The organism is Streptomyces sp. NPDC021096 (assembly GCF_040641275.1).
Taxonomy (GTDB): Bacteria; Actinomycetota; Actinomycetes; order Streptomycetales; family Streptomycetaceae; genus Streptomyces.
The window spans coordinates 1-3,282 of the sequence record NZ_JBFADG010000054.1 but is presented as its reverse complement, the minus strand read 5'-3'; the positions used below and the strand labels follow the sequence as shown (position 1 = coordinate 3,282).

The following is a 3,282-nucleotide window of genomic DNA, read 5'->3' as shown; positions in this document are numbered from 1 at the left end:
GAGGGCGCCGAGACCGGCAGAGCGCAGGTGGGCCAGGACATGGTCGTGGCGGGCGGCGGTGATGTCGTGGGTGCGGCCGGGCCGTGCGGCGGATAACCAGGTCAGCCGGCCTCTCTCGTCGGTCAGGGCGAGGAAGCGCAGGCCGTGACGGCGGTGTTTGATGCCGGAGTAGTTCCGCCGGTCGGCCCTCCCGGTGCGGCGCTGTGTGGAGATGAGGGTGCCGTCGATCAGAACCACCTCCCCGCCCCGCTTGGCGACTTTCTTCAGGGCGCGGTCAAGGCGCGGGGCCTGCGCGGCGAGCAGGACGATCAGCTCGTCCCGCCAGCGGCGGACGGTGGACTCGGACACGTCATTGCCGTCGGCCATGTCGGCCAGGCGCTGGTCGTGACGCAGCACGGCCAGGACTGCCTGGCTCGACCAGCCCGTGTAGTCGACGGGTTCGGCGTCCTTACTGGGGCGCGCCCGGCGCCGACATCCCCCGCGCCAACTGCCCGCCTTGGACCGCACCGGGAAGTCGGTCATCCGGGTGAACCCTGACTGCGGAGTGTGTTCGTACCGGTCAGGAGCCACTAACATAGTCACAACGTGTCCGTTATGTGCACATTTGGAGCGAGTATGGGCAATTTCAGGGATGGTCTGGACGCCGCCGTAGGCTCGGAGGGCGGCGGGCAGTGGGGATTTTGGTTCTTCAAGGGGAACCAGAGCCTGCGCACTGACAAGCACGGAGCGACCGTCGACCGCCCCAAGGCCCTGCTGACGGCCCCTAAGAACTGGCCCGCTCTGAAGGACACCATCTTCGCCGACGGCCCCATCGACGCCTCCGTGTACTCCGGCGGCAACAACTACTGGCTCTTTCGGGGCAACCAGGCGCTGCGGACCGACGGATACACCATCAACAAGGAGATGAAGGACATCACCGCGGACAGCCACTGGCCCGCGCTCAAGGGCACGGTGTTCGCGGACGGCGTGGACGCCGCCGTCGAGTCCGGCAGCGGCGGCAAGGACGGGTTCTGGTTCTTCAAGGGCGACAAGACCGCCCGCACGGACAAGCACGGGGCCGTCCTGGACGAGGGCGTCGGCGACATCACCGGTCCGGACCTGTGGCCGGTGCTCAAGGACACCATTTTCGCGAAGGGCCCGATCGAGGCCGCGCTGTACTCCGGGGGCGGCTGGTACTGGCTGTTCAAGGGCAACCAGACCGTGAAGACGAACGGCAACGAGATCCGCGGGCGCATCAGCGACATCGCCGCGAAGCCGAACTGGCCGGCCCTGAGCGACCAGTAACGCGATACGGGTACTGTGACAGCCCTCGGTTTCCGGCAGGCCGCGACCGGTGTGGACTTCGACGCTGGGGAGGTGCGATGAATCTGGTCATTGCCGCCGGAGGAGAGACGCTTCAAGCCTTCGACCCGGCCGATCCGGATTGGGCCACACCCTTGTGGATGTGGACGCGCAAGGGTTGGACGGCGAATGACGTGAGGGTGCGCAAGGACACGCATGGCTCTCGCTACGCCCTCGCGTGCGGAGGCGGAAAGATTCTCGTGATCAGCTTTCCGCACGGCGAGGTTCTGCAGGCAGTGGATACCGACGGGAGCGTCCACTCGGCGGATCTGCTGCCCAAGGGAGTGCTCGTGGGAGCGGCTCCGGGAGGAGATGCCGCTGGCGAGACGGACAGCGCCGGTGCCGTCAAGGTCTATCGAAGTCACCTCGACCAGTCGCTCCGCGACTGGAGCGACAAGCTTTTCGACGCTCATGGAGTGCTGTGGGACGAACACAGCCGCACGCTGTGGGCCGTAGGCCGGAACAAAGGACCTAAAACCGCTGGCGGTACCGGGATCCTGCGCAAGTACGCCTGGCGCGGGCTGCGGGAGGACCCGCCACTGCAACACGTCCGCGACTTCCCGCTGGAGACCGACCCCAGGCCGCTGGATCGCATCTCGCGCCACTTCGCGAAATGGCCGGGCTACTACGAGGCCCCCCACGACATCGCCCCGGTGCCCGGCACACGCAACTTCCACGTGTCCACCGACCTCAAAGTGGTCACGTTCGACGCGAACACCGAGACCTTTGCGCCGGCTCCCGGGGAGATCTCCGGCCTGTACGAGGTCAAAGGACTCGGCGTACACCCCTCGTCGCACCAAATCGCCCTTGTTCGACACGACAGGGCGGACGGCGGATGGGCCTCGGAACGCATCCGCTTCTTCCGCCCCCAGGACACTCGGACCGGTGGTCGCGGCTTCTACAAGGTGCGCTGGGCCGACACCGACCCCACATGGGACGCCACCGTGCCCTCGGCCTTGGCCCGAATCGTCAGCCTGCGGGCGACCCTGCTCGGCAGCAACGGCAACGCCCGGTTCTTCGGGACCGAACACTACGTCGAGTGCGACTGGGACTCCGGCGAACGCAAGGGGAACGTGAGATCGATCCGGGAGGTCTGGAAGGGCCTACCTAAGGAGATGCTGCCCCTGGACGCCGCCCTGCTTGGCAGCAACGGCAACCCACGCTTCTTCGGCGGCGGCCGATACCTCGAATGCGACTGGCACACCGGCCAAGCCCGCAAACCCGGCGTCCGCCGCATCGCCGACGAATGGCCCGGACTGCCCGAGCACATGCGCGGCAACATCAGGGCCGCTCTGCTCGGCAGCAACGGCAACGCCCGGTTCTTCGGGACCGAACACTACGTCGAGTGCGACTGGAAAACCGGGCGACGCGTCGGGACCACCCGAACGATCCGGGAGGTCTGGAAGGGCCTGCCTGAGGAGATGCTGCCCCTGGACGCCGCCCTGCTTGGCAGCAACGGCAACCCACGCTTCTTCGGCGGCGGCCGATACCTCGAATGCGACTGGCACACCGGCCAAGCCCGCAAACCCGGCGTCCGCCGCATCGCCGACGTCTGGCCCGGACTGCACCAATAGCGCGGCCCTTGTGCGGCATCCCGCTCACGGCACCCCGACCTGGACACCTGCCTGGTGGCCCGCCGCGCCCGGTTGTCCTACTGGCGGGCGGAAGAGATCCTCGAGAGAAGCGCATGGCTGGGGTCACCCCCCTGCCAGCCCCGACGACTTCGAAGAGTGGAGGGGTGAGCACTCCACTGGCTCCGGCACAGTGCCCGGCACACGACGCGGAAGGCGGCACCTCAACCCCGATGCTGCTGGACCGGGGACTGTAAAGGAAATCACAGACCCGATATCCGCCGCACGGCCCGGCCGCACCCACGACATCACCGCCGCCCGCCACGACCATGTCCTGGCCCACCTGCGCTCTGCCGGTCTCGGCGCCCTC

Annotated in this window: 3 protein-coding genes; 2 read left to right on the top strand and 1 reads right to left on the bottom strand. The window is 67.6% G+C overall.

From position 1 onward, the window contains the following. On the bottom strand, positions 1-522 hold a 522-nt coding region (locus AB0G59_RS28980; RefSeq protein ID WP_360917718.1), incomplete at its 3' end, for a transposase family protein. 93 nt (positions 523-615) lie between these two features. Here AB0G59_RS28980 and AB0G59_RS28975 point away from each other — a divergent pair. Beyond that, a complete protein-coding gene (locus AB0G59_RS28975; protein WP_360917715.1) occupies positions 616-1,284 on the top strand; it encodes a hypothetical protein in 669 nt (222 codons plus the stop codon). A 77-nt stretch (positions 1,285-1,361) separates the two neighbouring features. Beyond that, positions 1,362-2,915, top strand: a complete 1,554-nt coding sequence (locus tag AB0G59_RS28970; protein WP_360917712.1) for a hypothetical protein — start codon at positions 1,362-1,364, stop codon at positions 2,913-2,915. The last annotated feature ends 367 nt before the right edge of the window (positions 2,916-3,282 follow it).

Excerpts from the sequence above, each read along its gene's own strand:
- AB0G59_RS28975 (WP_360917715.1), top strand. The coding sequence starts at position 616 with ATGGGCAATTTCAGGGATGGTCTGGACGCCGCCGTAGGCTCGGAGGGC.
- AB0G59_RS28970 (WP_360917712.1), top strand. The coding sequence starts at position 1,362 with ATGAATCTGGTCATTGCCGCCGGAGGAGAGACGCTTCAAGCCTTCGAC.